15 protein-coding genes are annotated in these 19,678 nt (G+C 40.4%); 8 read left to right on the top strand and 7 right to left on the bottom strand.

The window, feature by feature from the left end; genetic code table 11:
• The first annotated feature begins 22 nt into the window (after nucleotides 1-22).
• Entirely contained in the window at nucleotides 23-259 is a 237-nt protein-coding gene (locus tag CKV81_RS05745; RefSeq protein WP_157727375.1) for a hypothetical protein, read from the top strand.
• A gap of 20 nt (nucleotides 260-279) precedes the next feature.
• Nucleotides 280-585 carry an MGMT family protein gene (locus CKV81_RS05740; RefSeq protein ID WP_095071339.1) on the top strand — a complete coding sequence of 102 codons (306 nt, stop codon included), beginning with the start codon at nucleotides 280-282 and terminating at the stop codon, nucleotides 583-585.
• A gap of 89 nt (nucleotides 586-674) precedes the next feature.
• On the opposite strand, the gene htpG is transcribed toward CKV81_RS05740, so the two are convergent.
• Both htpG and recA read right to left on the bottom strand, forming a co-directional pair.
• The gene (gene htpG / locus CKV81_RS05735) at nucleotides 675-2,567 is read right to left on the bottom strand and encodes a molecular chaperone HtpG (RefSeq protein WP_095071337.1); all 1,893 of its coding nucleotides are present in this window, start codon (nucleotides 2,565-2,567) and stop codon (nucleotides 675-677) included.
• A 146-nt stretch (nucleotides 2,568-2,713) separates the two neighbouring features.
• Nucleotides 2,714-3,712: a recombinase RecA gene (gene recA, locus CKV81_RS05730; RefSeq protein WP_095071335.1), complete on the bottom strand. Its 999-nt coding sequence runs from the start codon at nucleotides 3,710-3,712 to the stop codon at nucleotides 2,714-2,716.
• 303 nt (nucleotides 3,713-4,015) lie between these two features.
• On the opposite strand from recA, the gene CKV81_RS05720 reads away from it, so the two are divergent.
• A complete protein-coding gene (locus tag CKV81_RS05720; RefSeq protein ID WP_095071331.1) occupies nucleotides 4,016-5,539 on the top strand; it encodes a P-loop ATPase, Sll1717 family in 1,524 nt (507 codons plus the stop codon).
• Nucleotides 5,540-5,830: 291 nt separating this feature from the next.
• Here the strand turns inward: CKV81_RS05720 and CKV81_RS05715 are convergent, their stop codons facing one another.
• The 4 genes from CKV81_RS05715 to pfkA all read right to left on the bottom strand — a co-directional run bounded on the left by CKV81_RS05715 (nucleotide 5,831) and on the right by pfkA (nucleotide 9,793).
• Nucleotides 5,831-6,640: an oxygenase MpaB family protein gene (locus CKV81_RS05715; RefSeq protein ID WP_407641683.1), complete on the bottom strand. Its 810-nt coding sequence runs from the start codon at nucleotides 6,638-6,640 to the stop codon at nucleotides 5,831-5,833.
• 395 nt (nucleotides 6,641-7,035) lie between these two features.
• Nucleotides 7,036-7,437 (bottom strand): hypothetical protein, encoded by a 402-nt coding sequence (locus tag CKV81_RS05710; RefSeq protein ID WP_095071327.1) that lies wholly within the window; start codon nucleotides 7,435-7,437, stop codon nucleotides 7,036-7,038.
• A 329-nt stretch (nucleotides 7,438-7,766) separates the two neighbouring features.
• On the bottom strand, nucleotides 7,767-8,771 hold the full coding sequence (gene gap / locus CKV81_RS05705; RefSeq protein WP_095071325.1) for a type I glyceraldehyde-3-phosphate dehydrogenase: 1,005 nt from the start codon (nucleotides 8,769-8,771) through the stop codon (nucleotides 7,767-7,769).
• Between the two features lie 32 nt (nucleotides 8,772-8,803).
• On the bottom strand, nucleotides 8,804-9,793 hold the full coding sequence (pfkA, locus tag CKV81_RS05700) for a 6-phosphofructokinase (protein WP_095071323.1): 990 nt from the start codon (nucleotides 9,791-9,793) through the stop codon (nucleotides 8,804-8,806).
• A 101-nt stretch (nucleotides 9,794-9,894) separates the two neighbouring features.
• Here pfkA and CKV81_RS05695 point away from each other — a divergent pair, with 101 nt between their 5' ends.
• The 4 genes from CKV81_RS05695 (at nucleotide 9,895) to CKV81_RS05680 (ending at nucleotide 14,766) form a co-directional block, all read left to right on the top strand.
• Nucleotides 9,895-10,248, top strand: a complete 354-nt coding sequence (locus tag CKV81_RS05695; protein ID WP_095071321.1) for a hypothetical protein — start codon at nucleotides 9,895-9,897, stop codon at nucleotides 10,246-10,248.
• Between the two features lie 71 nt (nucleotides 10,249-10,319).
• Entirely contained in the window at nucleotides 10,320-12,707 is a 2,388-nt protein-coding gene (locus CKV81_RS05690) for a TonB-dependent receptor (protein ID WP_095071319.1), read from the top strand.
• A 20-nt stretch (nucleotides 12,708-12,727) separates the two neighbouring features.
• The gene (locus CKV81_RS05685; RefSeq protein ID WP_095071316.1) at nucleotides 12,728-13,288 is read left to right on the top strand and encodes a hypothetical protein; all 561 of its coding nucleotides are present in this window, start codon (nucleotides 12,728-12,730) and stop codon (nucleotides 13,286-13,288) included.
• Nucleotides 13,289-13,431: 143 nt separating this feature from the next.
• Nucleotides 13,432-14,766, top strand: a complete 1,335-nt coding sequence (locus tag CKV81_RS05680) for a trigger factor (RefSeq protein ID WP_095071314.1) — start codon at nucleotides 13,432-13,434, stop codon at nucleotides 14,764-14,766.
• A 156-nt stretch (nucleotides 14,767-14,922) separates the two neighbouring features.
• Here CKV81_RS05680 and CKV81_RS05675 read toward each other — a convergent pair whose 3' ends face one another.
• Nucleotides 14,923-15,801: an IS982 family transposase gene (locus tag CKV81_RS05675; RefSeq protein ID WP_095070070.1), complete on the bottom strand. Its 879-nt coding sequence runs from the start codon at nucleotides 15,799-15,801 to the stop codon at nucleotides 14,923-14,925.
• Nucleotides 15,802-16,220: 419 nt separating this feature from the next.
• Here CKV81_RS05675 and CKV81_RS05670 point away from each other — a divergent pair, with 419 nt between their 5' ends.
• A complete protein-coding gene (locus CKV81_RS05670) occupies nucleotides 16,221-19,667 on the top strand; it encodes an insulinase family protein (protein ID WP_095071312.1) in 3,447 nt (1,148 codons plus the stop codon).
• The last annotated feature ends 11 nt before the right edge of the window (nucleotides 19,668-19,678 follow it).

Here is a 19,678-nt window from a genome sequence, read left to right as displayed (position 1 = left end):
ATAAATAAGGCACTCAAAATTTTTGGGTGCTTTTTTTTATGTGGAGCAGGATGTATTCAGCATCATTGAACTTCCGGGCCGGCTTTCCGCTGCAATCTTTTTGTTTTCTGGAAAAAACAAAAAGGATTTTCGCTGCAATCCGGGCTATGATGGCCGTTTCGGTGTTTCAGATGCCGTCCTATCGCTACAGTTTAACTTTTTTGGCGCTCGCTTCGCTCGCGCCATCCAACATCAAAAACTCCAGTCACCTCTCAAGTAAAAAAATCCTAAATTTGAAAGATGAACAGTCTTTTCAAACAGCAGGTATTTGAAATAATCCGCTTAATACCCGAAGGGAGAGTGACCACTTACGGAGCCATTGCAAAAGCGGTTGGTTATCCCAAGCATGCACGCCATGTCGGCAATGCACTTCGGAGTTATGATGAAGATTTTCCGGCACACCGGGTTTGTAATTCATCAGGTAGAATCACGGCCAGCTGTCTCGCCGGGTTCACCGAAAAATTAAACAGAGAAGGTGTAGCAGTGAGAGGCGATAAAATTCAGAATTTTAAGGTTATTTTTTGGAATCCGATGGAGGAACTTTGAATCCAGCAGGGATGTCAAATCCTTGAAGGATTGATACGGATAAAATCGGCGCGGGCTTTGCCCGCGCCGCAACTTTATTATAGAGCAGTCTATTTGCTCAACTGCTGATAGCTTCTCGCAATAAAATCTGAAAGTTCTTTTCCCTTCAAAAGATTTTGAGAAAGTTTCGCCAAATCCAGGGCATGTTTAATTTTCATTTCTTTAGCATCTTCATCGGTACTGTTCAGGATATCGGAAGCCAAATCACTGTTGGTATTCACGATCAGATTATACATCTCCGGAAAGCCGTTCATTCCGAACATTCCACCTCCGCCTGTCGCCTGCATATCTTTCATCCTTCTCATAAATTCGGGCTGGGTAATCAGGAATAAGGCTTCAGAGCTGTCTAAATCTTCCATCTGAACGGTGAATTTTTTATCGTTTACCGTTTCCTCGATGCTTTTCTTTAGGGTTTCCTTTTCCTCGTCTTTGAGTTTGGAAATGGCGGTATCCTCTTTTTTGATCAGATTGTTGATGTGATCCGCATCTACTCTTGCAAAAGAAATTTTCTCTTTCGCCGATTCCAGTTTCTGGATCAGGTGCGGCACAATTGGCGAATCAAGAAGCAGTACTTCGTAACCTCTTTCCTTCGCTGTTTCAATGTAAGAATGCTGTGCATCCGCGTTGGTCGCATACAAGATGACTAAGTTTCCGTCCTTATCGGTCTGTGCAGTTTTGATTTTTTCTTCCAGCTCATTCCAGAGATAGTATGTTCCCTCGGTGTTTGGGTAGAGAGCAAATTTATCAGATTTTTCAAAGAATTTCTCTTCGCTGATCATTCCGTATTCAATCACAATTTTAATGTCGTTCCATTTTTGCTCGTAATCTTCACGGTTTTCGTTGATGAGCGATACCATTTTGTCGGCTACTTTTTTCGTGATGTACGATGATATTTTTTTCACTGCACCGTCTGCCTGAAGGTAAGATCTGGATACATTCAGCGGAATATCAGGAGAATCAATCACACCTCTCAACAGCATTAAAAAATCCGGAACAATACCGTTGACTTCATCGGTGACAAATACCTGATTCTGATATAGCTGAATTTTGTCTTTTTCGATATTCAGGTTGTTACTCAATTTAGGGAAGAAGAGAATACCGGTAAGGTTGAACGGATAATCCACATTGAGGTGGATGTTGAAAAGCGGTTCTTCAAACTGCATCGGATACAGTTCGTGATAGAACTTTGCATAGTCTTCACGGTTGAGTTCCGCAGGGGGTTTCGTCCAGGCGGGATTGGGGTTGTTTACGATCCGGTCAACTTCTACAGTTTCGGGTTTTGCATCATCAGGCGCGCCTTCAGGTAATGGAAGGGTTTGTGTGGTACTTCCAAATTTAATCGGCACCGGCATGAATTTGTTGTACTTGGTCAGGAGTCCAAGTATGCGCTGTTCATCTAAAAACTCGGTGGAATCTTCCGCAATGTGCAGAATAATTTCCGTGCCCCGCTCCTGTTTTGCATCGGTTTCTTCGAGTGTAAATTGTGGACTGCCATCGCAGATCCACAAAACCGCCGGTTCGTCTTTATACGATTTGGTAAGGATTTCTACTTTGTCGGCCACCATAAATGCGGAGTAGAACCCTAACCCGAAATGCCCGATTATTCCCGAGTCTTTTGCAGAATCTTTATATTTTTCGAGAAATTCTTCAGCGCCGGAAAATGCAACCTGATTGATGTATTTTTCTACCTCATCAGCCGTCATTCCAATTCCTTGGTCGATGATGTGCAATGTTTTGTTTTCTTTATCAATTTTTACTTCAATCTGTGGATTGCCATACTCCACTTGGGCTTCGCCAATGGAGGTCAGATGCTTAAGTTTAAGTGTTGCATCGGTGGCATTGGAGATCAGTTCGCGAAGAAAAATTTCGTGATCACTGTAGAGAAATTTCTTAATCAGTGGAAAAATATTCTCTACCGAAACATTAATATTTCCTTTTGTCATGATAATAATTTTTGATTGATTACCGGGGTAGACTCAAAAAAAAGACCATCAGGAGAAGTGTGACAAAGTGGCATTGAATGGTGGAAATACAAAAAAAAACAGCACCAAAGAGATGCTGTTTTCTGCTTATTTTAATCTTAGATTATTTATTTTTTTATAGCTTCTTTTACTTTGTTTTCAAGTTCTTCAGCCAGTTCCGGGTTGTCGCGCAGAACGTCTTTCACGGCGTCACGTCCCTGTCCCAGTTTGGTGTCTTCGTAGCTGAACCATGAACCGCTTTTCTTCACGATGCCCATTTCAACAGCTGTATCCAGAATTTCTCCGCTTTTGGAAACACCTTCGCCATACATAATATCAAATTCAGCCATTTTGAAAGGTGGCGCTACTTTGTTTTTCACGATTTTTACTTTTACGCGGCTGCCCACAGCTTCGTCGCCCTGTTTAATCGGAGCGCTCGCTTTGCGAATGTCAATTCTTACAGATGCATAGAACTTCAGTGCGTTACCGCCGGTTGTAGTTTCCGGGTTGCCAAACATTACGCCTATTTTTTCCCTCAACTGGTTGATGAAGATTACTGTACATTTCGTTCTGGAAATGGTTGCCGTAAGTTTTCTCAGCGCCTGCGACATCAGTCTTGCATGCAGTCCCATTTTAGAATCGCCCATTTCTCCTTCGATTTCCGCTTTCGGCGTCAGGGCTGCTACCGAGTCGATAACCACGATATCAACAGCTCCCGAACGGATCAGGTTGTCTGCAATTTCCAACGCCTGTTCACCATTATCAGGCTGGGAAATGATCAGATCATCAAGGTCGATTCCCAGTTTTGCTGCGTAATGCCTGTCGAAAGCGTGTTCCGCATCAATAAACGCTGCGATGCCGCCCTGTTTTTGTGCTTCTGCAATGGCGTGAAGTGTCAGGGTTGTTTTACCGGAAGATTCGGGACCATAAATTTCGATGATCCTTCCTTTCGGATATCCGCCAACACCAAGGGCGATATCCAAACCGAGCGAACCGGAAGGAATAACTTCAATGGAAGTGTCCACAGAATCGTCACCCAAAGTCATTACGGTGCCTTTTCCGTAGGTTTTATCCAGTTTTTCAAGCACCAGTGCCAGTGCTTTCTTTTTATCGTCTGCTGTACTCATTTAAAAGGTATATTTGAACAAAAATAAGGAATTAATATTTGATGAACTCCGTAATGTGGATAAATTTTGTAGCAATATAATTTCCCTAAGTTTCATTAGGTTTAATAATCTGGATTACCATCAGAAACAGTCTGTGTTTTAAGGTAAAATTTATCCGCCGCTGCTTTTTTATTCCACAAAAAAGAGTAATTTAGTGTAAGAAAAAAGCATCGGCTTCGTTTGGTCGAAATTGAACATTCAGTTCCATTTAGCCCGCACTTCGCAAATGCTTTTTCCGTTAGGCGTAATTTTACAAGATAAAACATGACAAAAAAGGAATATATTGAATTTTTAGGATTTAATGAAAATCCATTCCAATATACTAATGCAGATAATGAATCAAATTTATTAGATAAATATTTTATTGCTCCAGATTATTTTGAGGATGTTTGGGGTGATCCAGATTCTCCAGCATCAAACATAATTTATGCTCCAAGAGGAGGGGGTAAAACCGCGCAAAGATTAATGATTGAAAAACGTGCAAAGGAATTTGATAATATTCTGACTATCACTTATACAGATCATGATTTGACAAACTTTAGGACTGCAGATGAAATTACTTTATCATATCATTTAGAATATTTAAACAGGTTGATGTTACTTGCTTTTTTCAATAGGCTTGGAGAATTGGAAGAATATCAATTTATGTATAAGTTTAAATTTGAGGAACGCCAGTTCCTATATAAATTATGTCGAATTTATTTATTTGATACTCCTGCTTCTTTTCCGAAACAAGCAATCAATTCTTTAAAAAGATATGAAGATTATGCACTCGATATTTGGAAAAAATTTAAAGAACCAATTGCTGAAATTGTAAAGTCAGTTTCAAAGGCTAAAGGTGTCGAAATTGATATATCAAAAATTGAAATTGATAAAAAGTTGCAAATGTCGCATAAAGATAACTTTTTAAATATCAAAGAATTATTACAGAAATTAGGAGTTTCGACAATTTATATTTTAGTTGACAAAGTAGATGAACAAAATTTAACAGGTAATGATCCTAAAGCTAGTTATCAATTTATTTCAGAATTGATTAGAGATTTAGAACTTTTAGAAACTAGTGGCGTTGCCTTTAAGTTTTTCTTATGGGATGCTTTAAAACCATATTGTGTCAAGGACGCAAGACCTGACAGATTATTTTCATATTCTTTAGAGTGGGATTATCCACAAATAAGAAATATGCTAAACAAAAGATTAGCTGCATATAGCTCAAGTAGAATTACTGATGCAGCAACTTTATTTGATGAAACTAAAGGCTTAGGAAGAACCATATTATTTTCAGAGTTTTCTCCCAGAGATTGTATAAGAATCTGTAATCGAATTCTATCTGAACAATTTAAGTCGGATAAAACATCAAAAGTTTTTCGGATTCCCGTCATAAATAATTCAATTGACATGTTCTGCAAAGAAAAAATTGATGAATTTTTGCAAAATGATAATAACAAGAGATACCTTGCTAAAACGAATTGTGCATCATTCACAATTGAGGATTTGGTTTCAAAAAAAGTTGCAGCAGATTCACCAGCAATTCGCAACATCATTAATCCATGGACGGCTTCAAATCTCGTAAAAAAAATTGGTTTAGTAACTAGATCAAATAAGAAAGCTGTCAATGAGTATGCTTTTACTGATATTAGAATGGCTAGGTTTGCATGTAATTCTTTGAATATGGAAGAATTTATTTTGACAAAAGTTAAGAGATGTCATACAGATATTTGCAAAAAATTTGCGTATAGAGATTTTGAACGAAAAAAATATTCTTGCTTGGACTGTGGAACGGAATTATAAAAAAAACTACGCCTAATAACTAAGCTTTCGTCTTGTCCGCAGGACACAAGATGAAAGCCCGTTGAACGGAATCTCCGGTAGCTTTTCAAGAGCATTATGGTCCTCTTATGGGGATGTCGTTTTTGGAATTTAGATATATAGTTGCTCCCAAAGTTTGGACAGCAAATCTTAAAAGTTAAGTTTGATTTTGTGTGTTTTGAAGGTAGCAGTTTTGCAAATTTCCACATAGGAAAAATCCTTTCAAAGATTTTTCCGTGTAATGTGAGAATGTGTAAAACTGTTTCAATAGTTTTAATAATGAAAATCCTTAGGCGAATGTCTGATATAATCATCAAGCACTTTCATCTGGTTTTTGTTGCCTAATTCTACGTGTTTGCGGTAGTTTTCAGGATTTTTGAGGTCAAAATATTTCTGTGCGAGTCCATTCGCCTGAATAATCAGTTTTGGAAAGGCTGAAACAAATCTTGGTTTGGGAATTTCAAGACGTTCATTGATTTCGGGATCGAGCAGAAACCGGTTCATGCTCTGATGCAACCGCAGCAGTAATTTTCGCTGGAACTGAAATTTGTAAATTGTATTGGTAAGGTTTTCTTCAAGCAAAGCTCCGGCAAGCTGCACCGAGTCTTCGTCTGCCTCATCCTGCAAAGAGCTCCACAGATAAAGCTGTTCTACAGCCTGTTCCACATTTTCAGGAAGATATTCTTCAGGAATTCCCAAAAGATAACTGACGTATTTCCACAGGTGGAAAACGCCTTTTTCTTCTTCCGGTGAAATTTTGATGCCCAATTTCTTTAAACCCTGCATAAACACAAGAGAAAATCCCGTGTAGGTCGCAATCATATCCCACCAGTTGATCGGTTCGCCCCATTTTTCGTAATCCCAGTCAGGGACTTTCTTTTTGATGGTCAGCCGGGCATAAGAATGCATCAGCCGCGTTCTTACGATCAGCTGGTAAGCTTCGGAATTGATTTTCAAAGCGTTTTCGCGCGTGACGTGAACCCAGAATTCAAGCGTGTCTTTCAGTCTTTTAACCGCACCTTTTTTCAGTGCGCCGGTGAAAACCAGGGGTTTGTTGAGATAAGCATAATCGTAACCGCCCATCAAAGAGAAATCCCGGAGAACAATCATTGCATTGGTTCCCGTCCGCATATTGAATCTTGCGCCGGTATTTGCCAAATCTTCGTCAAACCAATGGGGAATGTGCTGCATTTGCAGAAACATTTTTTTCAGGCTTTCCGGGGCGTCGTCGGTTTCTGAGATTTGATTTGTGGTCCATTTTTGTACGATAGCGGTGGCCTCGTTGTACGGAAGTTTTAAGTAGGTGTCTTTTACAGCTTCGTCTCCCAGATGATCCACTTCGTGATAGAGGTGTGCGTATTTCTTAAAATTTTGAATGTCGGGTTTTTTACCGGCCCAGACGATAAGTTCTTTGCCGTTGCCTTCGTTCCAGTATTTTTGGAAATGTTGGCTGTTGTGAAATGTTGGTTTTGCCTGCATTATTTCTGTTTATAGAGTAAATAGGTGGTGATTGCGGTGACTAAAATTTGCGGAAATAGTGATAAGCCGCCAAAACTTCCGCCCGTCTGGAAAAATCCGTAACTACCGATGCTTGCTGAGACTCCCGTGGGATAATCGACACTGTTTGGGATTTTTAAAAACAACTGTATAACAATAATTGAAATGACGTAAAATATTGAGGTATAACCGAAGGTTTTGTATAAGTTTTTAGTTTCTGAAATTAAAATGAGTGCGATAATGAAAGGCGGCGCAGTAACGAGATGATAAATTATTTTTTCCAGAAAAGTTGGCGTTGCATCCGAAAAAACCAGTTCGCGTACGGCAAACTCGGAGGCGGTGATCTGTAAAATGAAAAAAATGACGGTGATTAGGATTTTCATTTTATATTAATTTGGGATGTTTCTGCAATTTTTACGCCGTATTTTCCGCAATAGGGATAGTAACGGAAATCCTTTTTTGGTGGCTGAGGTTCCCGAAGCTGCCAAAAAAGATTGCAGTGGATAGCCCGACCCGGGGTGCTGCCACAGGGGTTGGCAAGGGGATTGCCCACATTGATAATACGATGAGACTGCTTCGCTTCATTTGAAATGAGGATTTGTACTTTGATATGTTCACTAAGATGATTAAGAGTTTTTCATTTGCTTTCTACTTTATCAAAAAAAACCTCCCGAAAAATCGAGAGGTCTGGAGTTTATGATATTGCGTATGATTATAAAGATGCAGCGTGTACCAAAAGGTCAGTAAGTTTGTTGGAATAACCGGTTTCGTTATCATACCAGGAAACTACTTTCACGAAAGTTGGTGACAGCATGATGCCCGCGTCTTTATCGAAGATTGAAGTCCTCTTGTCGCCGATGAAGTCCTGAGAAACCACAGCATCTTCAGTATAACCGAGGATTCCTTTCAGCTCGCCTTCTGATGCGGCTTTCATCGCTGCAGAGATTTCGTCGTATGAAGTCGGTTTTTCAAGTCTTGCAGTAAGGTCCACTACAGAAACGTCAGCAGTTGGTACTCTGAAAGACATACCAGTGAGCTTTCCGTTTAGGGAAGGAATTACTTTGCCAACCGCTTTTGCAGCACCTGTAGATGAAGGGATGATGTTCAATAAAGCTGAACGGCCACCTCTCCAGTCTTTCATAGAAGGTCCGTCAACAGTTCTTTGTGTTGCGGTAGTAGCGTGTACGGTAGTCATCAAACCTTCTGCAATACCAAAATTATCGTGCAGAACTTTTGCCAAAGGTGCCAGACAGTTGGTAGTACAGGATGCGTTTGAGAAGATTTTCACGTCATCGGTAAGTTCTTTGTGGTTGACCCCCATTACGAACATCGGCGTATCGTCTTTTGACGGAGCAGAAAGAACCACTTTTTTTGCACCCGCGTTCAGGTGAGCTTCTGCAGTATCTTTAGAAAGGAATAAACCTGTAGATTCCACGATGTAATCTGCGCCTACTTCGTTCCATTTCAGGTTATTAGGGTCTCTTTCAGAAGTTACTCTGATTTTCTTTCCGTTGACAATAAGGTCGTTACCTTCAATCTGGATATCACCGCTGAATCTGCCGTGTACTGAATCGTATTTCATCATGTACGCCATGTATTCAGCGTTGATAAGGTCGTTGATACCAACGATTTCGATGTTGTCTCTCTCGAGCATCGCATTGAAAACTAACCCTCCGATTCTCCCGAATCCGTTAATACCTACTTTAATTGTTGACATAAGTTGAAAATTTATTAGATTAATTATTTTGTTTACAGTGCTAATATCTCTGAAATCTGAAGCAGATCCTGATTGATTTCGTTGTGTTTCTTGATGGCGTCTTCGATTGGCGTGTAAACCAGCTGATTGGAACGTATACCGGCCATCACATTGGTAAGGCCTTTCATCAAGCCGATGACAGCTCCGTAACCAAGCCTTGAGGCCAGAACACGGTCAGCGCAGCTAGGCGAACCGCCTCTCTGGATATGTCCTAAAATTGCCACACGGATATCGTAATCAGGAAACTTTTCTTTGGTTTTATTGGCCAGTTCGTAAGTGCTTGCCAGGGTTTCACCTTCAGCGATTACGACAATACTTGAATTTTTGCCGCGCTTTTTGGCTTTTTCAAAATTCCTGAAAAGGTCTTCCAGGCTGTCATTGCGTTCAGGGATCAAAATATCTACTGCTCCGGTTGCTATACCACTGTTCAGGGCGATGAATCCGGCATCGCGGCCCATCACCTCAATAAAGAAAACACGGCTGTGTGAAGTTGCGGTATCACGGATTTTATCGATGGCTTCCATCGCTGTGTTAAGCGCTGTATCGAAGCCGATGGTGAAGTCTGTACCGAAAATGTCGTTATCAATGGTTCCGGGCACCCCGATTACTTTAATGCCATGCTCTTCACTGAAAATCTGTGCTCCGGTGAATGTACCGTCACCACCGATGCAGACCAAAGCCTCAATGCCCTGTTGCTGGCAGTTTTCGAATGCTTTTTTGCGGCCTTCCGGTGTCTTGAATTCCATTGAGCGGGCAGATTTCAGAATGGTACCGCCCAAATTGATGATGTTACTTACGGAACGGGGTCCCATCTTGGTAAAATGACCTTCAATCAGTCCGTTATAACCTTCTCTCACTCCAACCACTTCAATACCGTGGAAAATTGCGGTTCTCACTACGGCGCGGATCGCGGCATTCATTCCCGGCGCATCGCCTCCTGAGGTGAAAACTCCAATCTTTTTTACTCTGGAATTCGTCGTCATATTTCCTTATTTCTGATGAGTAGCAAATTTACAAATTTTACCCCATATGACATTCATGATTTAAGGCAGGACGTTATTTAATAATTGTTTAACTTTGCCCGATGCTGAAAAATAAATCCATACAGAAATATATATCGCTGCTTCTGGTGTCGGTATATGCTTTCGTAGTCCTGTTTTCGGCAAAATTCCATCACCATTCGCACGGTTTTTTTCAGGATGGTGGGTTTTCAAAAACTGAAAAATCCGTCAGCAGTTTTTCAAAAATTACAGGCCCGAACGATTGTGTGGCCTGCCACTTTTTAACCCATAAAATATCTTTTTCTCCGGAAGAATTTGCCTATCGGATTTTTCCTGCTGAAGAAGGTTCACAGTACGAAACATTTTATCTGTGCAGGGAGTTCTCTTCTGATCTGCGCTATTTTTACCTTCGGGGGCCGCCGGTTTTTTTCATTTAAAAAAATTCTTATTCAAATGATTATGGTTCTGCATATTGATGCAGGGCTTGATGTATTTTAAATAATTTTAAATGAAATTACTATTAAATTTCGTGTGTTTCCTTGTGGGAATTACACTTTTTAATGCCCAGAAAACGTACACAGTTTCGGGAACAGTACAGGATTTTCATGACAAAACTTTCCTGAAGGATGCCCGAGTAACCATCGGTGAAAAGTCGACGATTACCGATGCGCAGGGAAGGTTTACCATTAGGGGTATTTCTGAAGGAAAACATAACCTTGCTGCCATGCACCCGGCATGTGAACCGTTTTCGGAAGTGATTGAAGTTTCAGAAAATCTGCACATAACTTTAAGCCTCGAGCATCACATCCACGATATCGAAACGGTGGCCTTGCACCGCCGGCAAACGTCTGCGGGTCTGACGACTGTGAAAACGCTGGATCACAGTACAATTGCCAGGAATTCAACTGAAAATCTGGGAAATATCTTACAGCGAATCTCAGGCGTCAGCACCTTGAAAACCGGAAACAGCATATCGAAACCTGTAATTCACGGGCTTTATGGGAGCCGCATCTCGATCATCAATAACGGTGTGAGGATGGCAGAACAGGAATGGGGCGTGGAACATGCGCCAAGCATTGAAACTACCAATTTTGAGAGGATCAATGTCATAAAGGGTTCAGGAACACTGAAATACAGTGGCGATGCTGCGGGCGGTGTAGTGGTTCTGGAGCCCAAAATCTTTCCTGCAAGAGATTCCATCATGGGCGAAGTTTTAATCTCCGGAATTTCGAACGGGCGGGGTGCTAAAGTTGGCGCAGATTTGGCAAAAATCTGGCAAAACCGGTGGTTTGTGCACGGTGCCGGGACTTATCAGAAACTTGGCGATTTGTACATCCCTCACCATACGCTGCAAAATACCGGAACGGAGGAACATTCGATGAATTTTTCCTTTGGTAACCGGAATTTTGTGCAGGGTTTTGAAGCCAGCTACAGCGGCATCAGCCAGAATTTTGGAATTTTCAGAGGGTCGCATTTGGGTGGACCGGAAGATTTCTACAATGCGGTTGCCAAGGGAAATTCTGTGGCTTATTATGATGATTTCCGGTACAAAATCACGAATCCAAAGCAGGAAGTCAGCCATCACATTGCCAAACTTGAAGCTTATAAAAGGTTTTATGGTTTTGGTAAACTGTCATTTCACTATTCTTTTCAGTTGAATAACCGGAAAGAATATGATTTGCGGAGAGGTGAACTGAATGATTTGCCATCGATGGATCTGCGTCTGATAACGCATCAGGCAAAACTGGAACATCTCATTGAGCGCGAAAAATGGCAGCTGGAAAGCGGAATTTCAGGCGCGCTGCAGGATAATTATCCGAATCCCGCCACGCAGGCAAGACGGCTGATCCCGGATTATTACCGCTATGATGCAGGCCTGTTTTCAGTTTTTCAGTACCGATTTTCAAAAAAGCTGAATGCTGAATTTGGTGCCCGGTATGACTTTAACCGATATGATGCCTACAAATATTACGATGAAAACGAATGGGAGAGAAGGTTTGAAAATCTTTTTTCAAACTTTGTGATCAAAAGAAGCGGCAGCAGAGTGCTGACGAGGCCGGTGCTGGATTTTCACAATATTTCTGCAAATGCGGGAATCAAGTACAGACCCGGCCAGAACTGGGATTTAAGTGTGAATGTTTCCCGGGCAAGCCGTACACCAAATGCGGCGGAGCTTTTTGCGGACGGGCTTCACCATTCGGCGGCGATTATTGAACGCGGTGATTTATCAATCAGGAAAGAGGAAGTTTATCATTTCAGTCTTTCAGCAAAGGGGAGAATTCCGGTGTTGAAAGGACTTGAGGTAGAAATAAATCCATATCTGATGACTTCTGACAATTTCATTAACCAGGTGCCGACGGGAATCCAGAATTCAAACCGGGGGATCTTTATGATCTGGGATTATCTTCAGACCAAAGCAAGGATTTATGGCGTAGATGCAGATCTGGAACTGAATTTTACAGATAATTTCAAGTGGAATTCTCAGGTTTCAGCATTGCGTGGCGATGACCTGAAAAATGATGAACCGCTGATCCTGATGATGCCGTTAAATTTCAAAAACTCCCTGGAATTCAGCTTAGGAAAACCGTCGAAATTATATTTCACTCTGGAAAATGAAACTTTCCTGAAACAAAACCATTTCCCGGTCCGGAATGTAAACCTGGACCTGATCGAAAGTGGTCAACTGGTCACCAGAACTCTGGATACTTCCACACCGCCGGCAGGGTACAGTGTTTTTAATGCTGCTGCAGGAATGGATGTTTTCAGAAATTTCAATGTCAATTTCAGAATCAATAATCTTTTGAATACAGAATACCGCGATTATCTCAACAGACTGAGGTTTTTCGCACCGGAATTGGGCAGAAGCCTGATTCTTACCCTTAAATATAACTTTTAAACAATTAAAATTTAATCAAAATGAAAAACATATTTAATCTGATCTTAGTTATTTTCGCTTCACTTTTCATCCTTTCCTGCCGTAACGCGGACGATGTTCCGGAAGATATTCACGAGCATGAAGAAATCGAAAAAATTACACTGACCGTAACTGAAAAATCCAATGCTGCGAATGTGCAGACCGTGAATTATATCGGGGGAAATGCTGATAAGGCACTTACCCTACAAAACGGAAAATCTTATCTGGTAAGCGTTGATTTTTTCCATAAGCATGATGACCATTATCACAGTATGCTTGATGAGATCATTAAAGAAAAAGATGAGCACTTCATCGTTTTTGAATTTGCAGGAATTGGTGCGAACTTAGTGAGGGCAGCGGATGACATTGTAAGAACTGACGGTAAAAAATTAGGTGTAAAAACGGAATGGAGCATCAATTCAGCACCATCAAACGCGAAGGTGAGCCTTAAACTTTTTCATACGCCAACGTCAGTAGATCAAAATTATCCTTCTGCCACAAACCAGCTTGGGAAAATGACCGGGGGTGAAGCGGATGTAAATGCCCTGATCAGCATTCAGTAATTAGGATATTCATCATTATTTCAAAATGCGGCAGTAATCTGCCGTATTTTTTTATAAACAGTTTGCTGATTATTAAGCATTTTTTAATAAAAAATTCCTATTTTTGCGAACCAAAATTTTAATAAAAACAATATTTAAAAATAATGAAGGTTACAGCACAAAATCACGATGAGGTAAGTGCATTGCTTACGGTTACAATAGACAAGGCTGATTATAAAGACAAAGTGGAAAAACAGCTGCACAACTATGCTAAAAATGCGCAGGTGCCAGGTTTCAGAAAAGGAAAAGTTCCGATGAGCATGGTAAGAAAGCAGTATGAGGCTCCAGTTTCTTTCGAGGAGATCAACAAGCAGGTTTCTGAAGCGCTGAACAACTATGTAAACGAAAACAACCTGAAGCTTGTGGGCCAGCCGGTACCGGTGCCAGTGGATGATTTGGACTTTAATGCAGAGCAGCTTTCTGTAGCTTTCGAGGTGGGTTACGAACCGGATTTCAAAATTGATCTTGCTAAATACGAAGCGCCACACTATAAAGTAGAAGCTTCTGATAAAGAAATCGGGCAAAGCATCGAAAACATGCAGAAGAGATTTGCTGAGAGAGAGGAGCAGGAAAAAATCGGTAAAGATTCTTATGTAACACTTCAGGTTTCGCAGGTTGTAGAGGCTGATGCAGAAGGCGAGCACCATCACCATCCTAAGACAGTTACGATAAGCAAAGACAATAAAGAAGCTTATGACCTGGTGAAAAAACTTAAGAAAGACGAAACCCTTAAGGTTTCTAAAGCTGATGTTCAGGCTAACGAAGAATTGGCAAAACAGCTTGGTTTCTCGAAGGATGAGGCGGAGCACCTTCACCACGATGAGCTTGAAGTGAAAGTGGTTGACATCTACGGACTGAAGCTCCACGAGCTGAACCAGGAATTGTTTGATAAAGTTTATGGTGAAGGAAACATTACATCGGAAGAAGAACTTAGAAATAAAGTGAAAGCTGAGCTTGACGAGTTCTTCCAGCAGAATGCAGACGTACATTTCGTCAACAAAATCCTGGAGCAGGTTAACGAAAAGGAGGAAGTAAAACTTCCGGAAGCGTTCCTTACAAAATGGTTAATGTTCAGCAACCAGAACATCACTTCCGAAGAGCAGGCTAAAGAAGTTCTGGAAGCCGAAAAAAATCAGGTGAAGTACCAGATCATCGAAGGGAAACTGATGAATGACAACGATATTAAGTTGGATTATGCTGATGTGTTGGCACAGGCAGAACAGTTGGTGAGAAACCAGCTGGCCATCTACGGAATACACCATTTACCGGATGAAGAAATCCAGAAATACGCTGTGGAGATGCTGAAAGACCAAAACCGGATTCAGCAGATCTCTTCAGAAGTAGCCATGTCTAAACTGAAAGACGTTATTCTTGAAAAAGCGACTAAAAAAGAAACTGCCATTTCTCATGATGAGTTTTTGGAAGAGCTTAAGAAATAAAAATTTAAAGACTAATATTGTAAACCGCTGAAATTTCAGCGGTTTTTTAGTTTTGTTAAAAATTAACATATTTTAACAAAATTATATTTGCTTAATTTTAATTTTAATTTTAACAACATAAATAATAAAACAAATTAATAATAACCTGTTGTGCATTTAGCACAAATTAACTTTTAGTTTATTTAAACTTCTTTTAAACACGAAGAAATTCAGGTATTGAATCATTGTGAAAGAAGTTATTTTTGACACTATTCTTGTCGCAAGACCTTGAAAGGTTTTTGCAAAGTTCGTGTTTATGGTGAACTGTCCGCACAGTTGCGAGATATTGGTTTCAATTCTCTTTCTTATTTTTGATTTCGTCCTTGAAAACTCCACAAAACCATGTTGATTCCTGCGCATAGGAACCGAAAGGTTAATCTTGGAGAAATTGAATAAATCCACTTGCAATTCTTTGCTGATATATCCTCTGTCTCCGATTAATAAACAATTTTGAAAATTTTCTTTAATATCGAAAAGATAATTTACATCGTGGACATTTGCGGGCGAAAAATCAAAAGAGTGAAAGATTCCATTCTTATCACAAACTGCATGTAGTTTATAGCCAAAATATCTTGACTTCTGCGCCGCACAATATCCAAATGCAGGTTTGATTTCATCCGTAGAGCAAATTGCGGAACGATTTGCCCTGCTTATTTTACATATTTCAATGGGTGTTGAATCCACAATGAAGACGTCGGTAAAGTCTGCAAACTTTCCGCTCAGAGTTTCCCGAATTTTCTCAATGTAAGGGAAAAGTTTTCTTTTCCTTCTGTTATATACGCTTCTTTCTATCTTTTCGTCCAAACCAGTTCCCGAAATACACCTAAACAACTGTAGTTCAGAGTTAATCGACATGTATTCTGCGGTAATATTAAGTGCCACAAGTTCCAAGTCGGACATTTTTGGAAGTCTGATTTGCTTCTTAGTGGTGATATGGTTGCAGGTTTTTGTCAATTCTTTTAAAATAATTTCGTAGTTTTGAATGAGATTGTTCATGTATTTAATGGCTTGGTAACCAATTAAATATACGATTTTTTAATCAAATGAACAATCTTTTTTCTTTTTAATTTCTAAATGCACAACAGGTTAATAATAGCTTTTTCAAAAATTATATGCTTATTTCAGGCTTAATGACTATTGCTTTCATTATTTCGTTGTTTATGAAGGGTGTATATTATATCGGTGTATTACAAGATTTGGGTCTTATGGTAATAGTGAGTGCTATTATCTATTATTTGAAGAAAAATTATCCTTTACTTAAGAATATATAAAATGTATTTTTTATGAAAAACCTTTAACCGCCGATTTTTCAGCGGTTTTTTTATGTAAACTTTATAAGATATTTAACAGTTTTTATTTTGTCGCATATTATTTTTAATCATTATCTTAGGCTCGTACTAAAAACCCAATTTTTAATGAAAAAACTATTATTATCGTTCTCACTGTTTCTTTTTATGGTGGGAAGTTTAATCGCACAGAACGTTCCGGTCGACAATTCGGTCAGGATCGGCACTCTGCCCAACGGGATGAAATACTACATCCGCAAAAATGTAAAACCTGAGAAAAAAGTGGAGATGCGCCTTGCCATCAACGCAGGCTCCGTGCTTGAGGATGAGTCTCAGCTTGGCCTTGCCCACTTTATGGAGCACATGAACTTCAACGGAACTAAAAATTTTCCGGGAAACAAATTGGTTGATGCCCTGCAGTCGGTAGGGATCAAGTTTGGCCAGCACCTGAATGCTTATACGAGCTTCGACGAAACTGTTTACATGCTCCCGGTACCGCTAGACAAGCCAGGGAATCTTGACCTGGGCCTCAAAGTAATGGAAGACTGGGCTTTCAACGCACTTTTAACGGATGAGGAAATCAATAAGGAAAGAGGTGTTGTTCTTGAAGAATTAAGGCTCGGATTAGGCCCCGAGAAAAGAATGATGGATAGGTGGCTTCCGAAAGTTGCTTACAACTCCCAGTATGCGAAACGCCTGCCGATCGGAAGCAAGGACATTCTTGAAAATTTTAAGCCGGAAGTTTTAAGAAAATTTCATCAGGAGTGGTACCGTCCGGACCTAATGGCGCTGGTTGTGGTGGGCGACATCAATGTAGATGAAGTGGAACAGAAGGTTAAAACGAACTTCGGTAAATATAAAAATCCCGCAAAACCAAGAGAAAGAACGGTTTACGGAATGCCAAGCCATAAAGAAACTTTGGTTTCTGTGGAAACTGATCCCGATGCAACTTCATCACAGGTACAGCTGATAATGAAAGACGACGGTCTGAAAAAACCGCTGATTACCGTAGCTGACTACAACAAATCCATTGTTCAGAATCTTGTAAACACGATGATGAATAACCGCCTCAGAGAACTTACCAATTCAAACAATCCGCCTTTCACCTTTGGATTAGTGAGCTATGGTAATTTCCTGAGAACGAAAGAAGCATTTACAGGAATGGCAGTGACCAAAGACGGCGGACACCTTGCCGCATTAAAGGTTTTGCTTGAAGAAATCGAACGTGCCAACAGATTCGGTTTTACCCAAACTGAACTTGACAGAGCTAAATCTCAAATTCTTTCCGGACTTGAAAGGTCATACAATAACCGTGATAAAACTGAAAGTTCATCTTTAGTGAACGAATATGTGCGGAACTTCCTTGAAGCTGAAGTGATTCCGGGAATTGCCTGGGAATATGAACAGAATAAAACTTATCTGCCGTCAGTAACTTTAGCACAAACCAATGAGGTGATCAAAGGATTTGTGCGTGATGATAACAGGGTAGTGGTTTTCACAGGACCTAAGAAAGACGGAATTTCATATCCGAACGACGCTCAGGTTCTTAAAGTTTTTGATGAAGTTAAATTGGCTAAAATTGAGCCTTACAAAGAAAAAGCGACGATCGCAAATCTGGTAAAGGCTTTCAAATCCACAGGTAAGATTGTAAAAACTGAAACTGATGCGAAACTTGGAACTACCACATTCACACTAAGCAACGGCGCCAAAGTAACTTATAAGAAAACCGACTTCAAGGAAGATGAAATTCTGTTTTCAGCGAGAAGTTTGGGTGGTAACTCACTGCTTAATGATGCAGATTATATCAAAACGCAGTTTGCATTTCCTGCACTTGCGGAAGCTGGTGTAAACGGATACAGCAAAAATGACATTGCCAATTACCTTGCCGGAAAACAGGTGAGCGTGAATCCGTCTGTCGGAAACCTGACTGAAGGTTTAAGCGGAAGAACGGTTCAGAAGGATCTGGGAACGATGATGGAGCTTATTTATTCTTACTTTACCGGACTGAATTACGATCCCGCAGCTTTTAACGCTTATAAAGAAAAGCAAAATGCAATGTTTGCAAACCTGGCTTCGGATCCTAATTTCTATTTCCAAAATGAATTCCAGAAATTCAGAAACCAAAATAACCCGAGGTTTACCGGCCTTGTTCCTTTCGAGGCAGATTGGGCAAAAACCGACTACAAAAGAGCTTACGACTTTTACAAAGAAAGATTTGCCAACGCCGGAAACTTCCACTTCTATTTTGTAGGAAATATTGATGAGGCAAAACTGAAAGATTACACAACGCAGTATCTGGCGAGTTTACCTTCTGCAAACAAAACTTCAACTTACAAAGATACTGGCTACAAGCCGGTTTACGGAAACCATACCAAAGTTTACAAAAAAGGTAAGGATCCGAAAAGTATGGTACAGCTGATTTATGGTGGCCTTGCGAATTATAACGAAAAAGAAGATCTGGCACTGGCCGCTCTGGGTGAAGTAGCTACGATAAAAGTGATTGAAAAATTAAGAGAAGAAGAAGGCGGCATCTACGGCGGTGGCGCAAGAGGTGGTATGGCCAAAGTTCCCTACGGTTCCTGGTTCTTCAGCATCAATTTTCCTTTAGGGCCGGAAAACGTTGACAAACTGACCAAAGCAGCTTTAGCAGAAATGCAGAAACTGATTGATAACGGGCCGGAACAGAAAGACCTGGATAAATATAAGGAAGGAGAGCTTAATGACAATAAAGTGCAGCTGAAAGACAACAACTACTGGCTTTCCAATATGGTAAATTATCAGCTGGAAGGTGGCGACAGATACGAAATCCTGAATTATGAGGAGAAAGTAAAAGCCCTTACCGTAAAAGATCTGCAAAACGTTGCTAAAAAATATCTTACAAAAAACAATTTGATTTCGGCAACACTGATGCCTGAAGACGGTTGGGAAGCGAACGTGAATAAAGAGGCTAAACCTGCAGCTTCAGCAGCTCCGGCGACTGCGGTGAAAGACCTTACAGTACAGCAGGTGATTGATAAATACGTTGCAGCGCTCGGCGGGAAAGCAAAACTTGAAGCAGTGAAATCTGTAAAAACGGTTTCCACGATGAAAGTTCAGGGGATGGATTTAACGATAACCACGCTTCAGATGGCGCCTAATAAAATGAAAATGACCCAAAGTATGATGGGCAATGATATGGCCGTAAGCGTTTTCGATGGTGAGAAAGGCTACGTTTCACAAATGGGGCAGAAGATAGACCTTACACCTGAACAGGTAAAGCAGTTCAAAGTCAAGAAAATGTTTGACGCGCTTTCGATGAAAGCTTCAGATTACAAATCTGTTGAAAAGGTATCAGAAAACGGAAGAAATTACTATGTGCTGACATCTGATAAAGGGAAAACTTATTTCGATGCAGAAACCGGTTTGCTCTACCGTGGCGGTGCAGAAATGGGTGAAATGAAAATCCTGGAATACAAAGATTTCGGCGGAATTAAATTTCCGGTAAAAATGGAAATTTCAGCGATGGGAGAGCAGATTGAAATGGTAACTGCAGATGTAGTTTTGAACTCTGGGGTTTCTGAAGCAGACTTTAAATAGTGAAATAAATT

It is taken from the genome of Chryseobacterium taklimakanense (genome assembly GCF_900187185.1).
In the GTDB taxonomy this organism is placed as follows: Bacteria; Bacteroidota; Bacteroidia; order Flavobacteriales; family Weeksellaceae; genus Planobacterium; species Planobacterium taklimakanense.
This window is presented reverse-complemented; position numbering and strand designations above follow the sequence as displayed.